This window comes from Acinetobacter sp. UBA1496, from assembly GCF_002324975.1.
GTDB lineage: Bacteria > Pseudomonadota > Gammaproteobacteria > Pseudomonadales > Moraxellaceae > Acinetobacter > Acinetobacter variabilis.
The window spans coordinates 1-6,504 of the sequence record NZ_DCRI01000088.1; the positions used below are offsets into that span (position 1 = coordinate 1).

General features: G+C 37.6%; 5 protein-coding genes and 2 pseudogenes. 2 read left to right on the forward strand and 5 right to left on the reverse strand.

Features of this window, described 5'->3' with window-relative positions; translation table 11 throughout:
• A partial coding sequence (locus B3143_RS09625) for a zinc-binding dehydrogenase (protein ID WP_286740240.1) occupies nucleotides 1–441 on the forward strand: 441 nt, incomplete at its 5' end.
• Nucleotides 442–457: 16 nt separating this feature from the next.
• Nucleotides 458–1,096: a glutathione S-transferase family protein gene (locus B3143_RS09630; protein ID WP_004812145.1), complete on the forward strand. Its 639-nt coding sequence runs from the start codon at nucleotides 458–460 to the stop codon at nucleotides 1,094–1,096.
• Nucleotides 1,097–1,653: 557 nt separating this feature from the next.
• On the opposite strand, the pseudogene B3143_RS09635 reads toward B3143_RS09630, so the two are convergent.
• The 5 genes and pseudogenes from B3143_RS09635 to B3143_RS09655 form a co-directional block, all read right to left on the reverse strand.
• Nucleotides 1,654–1,982, reverse strand: a pseudogene (locus B3143_RS09635) (transposase); the annotation flags it as partial.
• Nucleotides 1,983–2,333: 351 nt separating this feature from the next.
• Nucleotides 2,334–2,819 (reverse strand): hypothetical protein, encoded by a 486-nt coding sequence (locus B3143_RS09640; protein WP_004780074.1) that lies wholly within the window; start codon nucleotides 2,817–2,819, stop codon nucleotides 2,334–2,336.
• Between the two features lie 56 nt (nucleotides 2,820–2,875).
• Nucleotides 2,876–4,150, reverse strand: a complete 1,275-nt coding sequence (locus B3143_RS09645; protein WP_004812146.1) for an MFS transporter — start codon at nucleotides 4,148–4,150, stop codon at nucleotides 2,876–2,878.
• A 72-nt stretch (nucleotides 4,151–4,222) separates the two neighbouring features.
• Nucleotides 4,223–5,857 carry a malate dehydrogenase (quinone) gene (mqo, locus tag B3143_RS09650; protein WP_004812147.1) on the reverse strand — a complete coding sequence of 545 codons (1,635 nt, stop codon included), beginning with the start codon at nucleotides 5,855–5,857 and terminating at the stop codon, nucleotides 4,223–4,225.
• Nucleotides 5,858–6,292: 435 nt separating this feature from the next.
• Nucleotides 6,293–6,504: pseudogene (locus B3143_RS09655) on the reverse strand (IS5/IS1182 family transposase); the annotation flags it as partial.

Below are 6,504 nucleotides of genomic sequence, written 5' to 3' on the forward strand. Positions count from 1 at the left end.
TTCGATGCTTGTATCAATCATCATGATGAAAATTTTGCAGAACAATTACAACAAGCAGTTCCCAACGGTATTGATATTTATTATGAGAATGTAGGGGGTAAAGTGTTTGATGCGGTATGGCCATTGCTTAACTCTGCGGCACGTGTACCGGTGTGTGGTGTGGTTTCCCAGTATAACGCTACCGAGCAAGCACAAGGGCCAGACCGTTTACCGGGCTTTATTTCCACCCTTTTAAAAAAGCGTATTCGCATGCAAGGCTTTATTATTTTTGATGACTATGGCAGTCAGTATCCGGAATTCTATCAGCAAATGTCTGAATGGTTGAAAGACGGAAAAATCAAATATAAAGAGCATATGGTGCAAGGTTTAGATAACACGATCAATGCTTTCAATGGTATGTTGAAAGGCGAAAACTTTGGCAAAGTCGTTGTAAAAATTTAAAAAAATAGGAATTATCATGATTACACTACATCATTTAGATCAGTCACGTTCTTTTCGCATTTTGTGGTTACTTGAAGAAATCAAGCAGCCTTATGAGCTGAAACGCTATTATCGTGACTCAAACACGCATTTGGCCCCTGACTCTTTAAAAACCATCCATCCTTTAGGGAAATCTCCAGTATTGGAATGGGATGGCAAAGTTATTGCAGAGTCAGGCGCAATCATTGAGTTATTAATTCAGAAACTTGCGCCGCATTTAGCACCAGATATGGATGAACCTACCTATGTCGATTATCTACAGTGGATTCATTTCTCAGAAAGCTCGGCCATGCTGCCATTTTTGTTAAAAACGTTTAATGCGATAGAAACCAAGCAGGGTACGAAGTTGGTATTTCTAGAAAATTATACTCAAGTTGAGTTCGATAAAGTATTTAGCTATTTAAATGAATATTTAAAAGATAAAGAATTTCTAGTGGCAGACCGTTTAACCGGTGCTGACTTTATGATGGGCTTTGGACTACATGCTTTAGTTTATCATATGGGACAAGGTGAAAATTATCCGCATATCCAACGTTATGTAGCAGGTTTAAGCCAACTACCTAGCTGGCAAGCCGCAGTACAAATTGAACAAAATGGTGTGAAAAGTCAAAAATAGCAAGATTGTTTTTTTAAGGCAATTGAGAAAAAGAATCATGATTGACAAGTACATCTGGTTATAAAATAAGCTGACATTTAGTTAAAGTAAACGCCTAATGAATTTCATCGGGCGTTCTTTATTTTAAAGATAAGGAATTACCATTATTTAAGACAAGTTTCGCCTATTCTTTCACTGCAAATTCCTATCAAAAGGGCTTGAATATCACGTTGGTTACGTTGAAAGATATAATCAACTTTTGAAAGAAAAGTGACTAACGCACGGCAAGATTAAATTATTCCTCGGGGGATTGAACAAGTGATCTACATCATTTTACTAACATAAACACATATACGTAAAAATCACGCCCCAGTTTAACTGGCAATAGTTTTTGAACCCTTGTATAAAAGCTTAAACGAATCTAGCAAGTCTTTATTTAATGTCAATACTCATCCAGTATTGAGGTTTTTTATCTTTTCTTGCCTGTGACCTAGGTTGTAATACTCTAATTTCATACTCACCTGAAGCAGGTAAAATATAAAGACCATTATTATCAAGCTCTGGAGAATATTCTCCAAGATTGCAATATCAATATGCTTTTGTCTTCTACAAAGCGTGGTGTACGAATATCACTGATATTCGGGGCTGCTCATCCGCAAAGTTTAATCATACTTTGCACAAAGCCTGTGACCATACGTAAAGACAGACGGAATAAGGATTTAATCATTAAGCAGCATTGGATGGCTGCGTCGGAGTAGATTTGATTTCGTCCTAGTTTGCCTTTTGATGGAGCATACCATTGCGTAGCAGGATCAAACCAAATGGCAATGTTTCCGCAATGAATGCGTGCTCTGTTATATGCGGACCAATTGGTTGTGCGGTAAATTTTATGTGTATGCTTCTTCATTTGAAAATTATATTGCTGAAAAAGCCCTTAAGAACATCTTTGTGCAACAAAGCCGTTCGAGATTGTTATGATCTTTTTTGACGGAGAACAAATTTTCCCTGATCAAGCAAATAACTTTAAAATTTTCTTAATGAGCAAGATGGCCAATACTTATTAGAAGAAAAATCTTTTGTTTATGATGCTGAAAATGATCAATTTCTAGAATCTGATATACAGGCATTTTATTCTCTTTCGTCTGCAATTCCAGACTAGCAAGACCCGCCTTTTAAAGGCAGTTTTCCTATGTAATAACATGATAAATCAGAATTAGGATTGTAAATTTTTCACCCACCGAATTTTTTGTGCCAGCTGTTATAATGCGCCAAATTGCTGCCAAGTCTCATCATTATGTAAAGAGTCATAATAATTTTGCAGTTCTACTAAATCATAATATTGAATATAAGCTAATAGTAATAGGCCGAGGATCAGTCCAACTTTAAGACAACTAAGTCTATTTGGCTTTCTATATAAATTATCTATTCCAAAGGCAGTTAAAATTAAAGCAGGAACCAATACAATTGTTTTTAAATGGTTTAGAAAGTGAATTCCATGTGTATACAATAACCCAATAATAAGCAAAACTAACCCTAAACTGGTGTAAATACGGTCATGCAGAGAAGTGCGTAACGCGAAATTACATTGAAAAGCTAAAATAAAAGTTGCAAATAAATAAAAACCAGTTCCACCAATAATGAACGTATAAATTGCATTGAATAGGCAATAAGCCAACAGCACTGATAGTACGAAAGAATAGAGTTTGGTATAGAGAATATGTGAAAAGGGGAAAATCTGTTTCATAATTTGCTCTATTGAAAACTCACATCATATTAAAAGAAGATTTGAAGCTTAACATGCTATTCACTTTTTGCCACTGTGGCATGTTTTTTTAGTGTTGGAGATGGCTTGAATAAATGTCGCGTACGAGTAAAGCTTAGAACACAGATTATTAAACACAGCGTCCCTCCAATAAGTACTGCTGACACCACAGAAAAATAGCGCGTCATCAGGCTCATGTGTAGGGCACCGAGCTGATTGCCTGAAGTGACTAATATGCCATTTAAAGCCGCTACACGCCCTAATAGTGCTTTTGGGGGGAGTTGCTGTAATAAAGTTTGTCGAATGACCATGCTGATGCTATCAAAGGCACCGATTAAAACAAGGAAGAAGACTGAGAGCCAAACATGGGAGGATAGTGCAAAGGCTAAAGTACACAAAGCAATTGCAAAACTACTATAGAGCATATTTCTCCATGCATTTTGCATCGGAGAATAACAGGTCAACATCAACATCATGATACAGGCGCCAATAGCTGGTGCAGCTCTGAGTATACCTAAGCCTTCAACACCAAGATGCAGGATATCGTGTGCAAAAATAGGCAGTAAGATAATGACACTACAAAAAAGCATGGCGCCGAGATCCAGCAACATACTCCAAAACATTAGTGGATGTTTAAAAATAAACAAATAGGCTTCTTTCAAACTTTTGCTTAAATGCTGTTTATGGGGGCTAGGGAATTGACGAGGACTTAATCCGAATAAGCAGATGCTACCCACGCAACACAAGAAAAAAACAATAAAGAAGGTTTTTTCAAGCCCAAGTTGGCCGAGTAAAAGTCCTGCGCATAAAGGTGCTAAAATGCCGCCTATTTGCCAAATGAGCGCGGTCCATGTGGCTGCATTGCTATAGGCTGACTCGGGGGTTAGAAAAGGGCGTAATGAATTAAATGATGGGCTGTAAATGCCTCTAAGTATGCCTAAGCAAAAGATGAGGCTATAAATGCCGCATAAAAGTGTATTTTGTTGAATGTGCTGTTGTTGATACTGAGAAAAAAGAACAATAAATAATAATGGAATTAAAGTGCTACAGCTAAAACTCCACTGCACAATTTTTTGTCGGTTATAGCGATCAGCCCAGTCGCCACTGATCAGGGAGAGGCAAATAAAGGGGAGTAACTCAATTAAGGCAATCATGCCAAGGCTGAGTGGATTTTGAGTGAGTTGATAGATACTATAGGCAATGACGACTTCTTGAATCATGATGGTTAGAATTAAGCACAACTGATTGACACTCAGAAGTGAAAAATCACGTGAACGAAAAGCCAAAAAAGCATCGGAATGGAAAAGCGACATAAATAGAATAGTTTCAAATATGAATTAAAAAAGGATGGCGCAAAGTCCATCCTTTTTAGGGTTTAAAGCAGATTACTGTGCTTTTGCTACCGCAATAGTTTCGTCATTTGCAGCTTTAGCCATAGGTGTATATTTCAAACCAAGGGTTGTGCTGGTGTATTGGCGAACTTGGTCAAGAAGCACAGGATTAGTGCTGAGTTCTTGTTGGTACGATTTTACAATTTCATGTAATTTCGGATTCCATTTACCTGCTACTTGCTGAGGGAATGCTTTTTCAAGCAAGCTCAACATAATATAAGGGGAAGTTGAAGCACCAGGAGACGCACCTAATAGGGCAGTCACAGCACCATCTTGTGATGCAAAAATCTCGGTACCAAATTGCAAGCTTGCAGGTTTGCCTGGTTCTTTCTTAATGATTTGAACACGTTGACCACCTTGATTCATGCGCCAGTCTTCTGGTTTTGCATCAGGATAGTATTTTTTCAACTCATTAAAACGGTCTTCATCGGTCATCATGACTTGGCTAACTAAATATTTCACCAAATCAAGATTTTCCATACCTACAGCGGTCATTGGTAAAACGTTGTTCTTAGTGGTTGATTTCAATAAATCAAGCTGAGAACCTTGTTTTAAGAACTTGTTTGAATAAGTTGCAAATGGACCAAACAACACATATTTTTTACCGTCGATATAACGTGTATCAATATGTGGAACAGACATTGGCGGTGCGCCTAATTCAGCACGACCATAAACTTTTGCAGTATGACCTTCAGTGACTTTTGGGTTGTCGGTCATTAAGAACACGCCACCTACAGGGAAGCCAGCATATTGCTTCGCTTCTGGTAAGCCTGTCATTTGTAAAAGTTTAACCGCTGCACCGCCTGCACCAATAAAGACAAATCGCGTTTTCACGTGATCTGTTTTCCCTGTAGTGAGGTTTTTAAATGCAACAGTCCACGTTTTATCATCGTTTTGGCTAATGCCAGTCACTTCAGTCGATGTTTGTAACTGGAAATTAGGTTGTTTTTTAAGGTGATCGACCAATTGAGTGGTGATTGAACCATAGTTCACATCCGAACCTACATCCATGCGTGTTGCAGCTACTTTTTGTGCAGCATCACGGCCATTCATCACCAATGGTGCCCATTGTTTAATTTCAGCAGGATTCTCAGAGAATTTCATGCCATAAAACATTGGGTTTTTAACCATTGCAGCGTAACGTTTTTCGAGGAAATTCACGTTATCACCCCAAACGAAAGCAATATGCGGTACAGGGTTGATGAAACTATTTGGTCGTCCCAAAACACCTTCTTTGACTTGATAAGACCAGAACTGTTTTGCAACTTCAAATTGTTCAGCCACTTTTACAGCTTTGGTAATGTCCATTTTCCCATCTTTTTCAGAGGTGTAGTTCATTTCCATAAAGCCAGAGTGACCTGTGCCAGCATTATTGAAGCCGTTAGAGCTTTCTTGTGCAACTTTGTCTAGGCGTTCATACATGCGAATTTGCCAGTTTGGCTCAAGTTCACTAAGATATGTGCCTAGGGTTGCACTCATGATGCCACCACCAACTAAGACTGCGTCAACGACAGGCTCATTGCTGGTGTTTTGAATTTTCTTAGACGCGATAGGTCTAAATAAAAAGATTAGTGCTGCAATAATAAGCAGAACGATGAATACCAATAGGTATTTTAAAAATTTGTTCATGCGATTATGACCATGGAGGGCAGGTTTGGATCGCTTTATAGCGAAGACAAGAATAACAATTATGGTGATAGGAACACTTGTAAAGAATTAGCTTAGAGAATTGAAGTAATACTCAAAATTACAAGTATGCAAAGATTAACGTTCGAAGCTATCACACATTTTTGATTGATGGATATTTTAGACTAAATATGTATTGACTTAGTAATTTTTATTGTAAATGAACATAATTAAAATATAAATACCAATGATGTTTATTCTTGTTTATTGGTTTTTATTTTAATTCAATATCTGGTTTAAAAAAAATCAGATGTTGAATATTTATACAAATACTCAGTAATTTATTAAAAAGAAGCTTATAACTTGTTTCAAGGTTACTTTCCAACGGCTTTATTGCACAAATATTTGAAAGGCAAAGCGCCCCTAATTGAGCCAAATTTAAGGCGTAACTTGGGTAAGTGGTCGACCTAATTCCGTAAATCTATTAAGGACTGCTACACGTGCATGAAGCTCATTGACTTGGCTATCAAAACTTCTTGTACTGAGTTTATCTCCTAATAATTTAATGCAGCGCATCTTAGTTTCAACTAAACTTCGCCGATGATAGCCTGACCATTTTTCCATAGTGTCTACCTGAGATACCGTCTTGG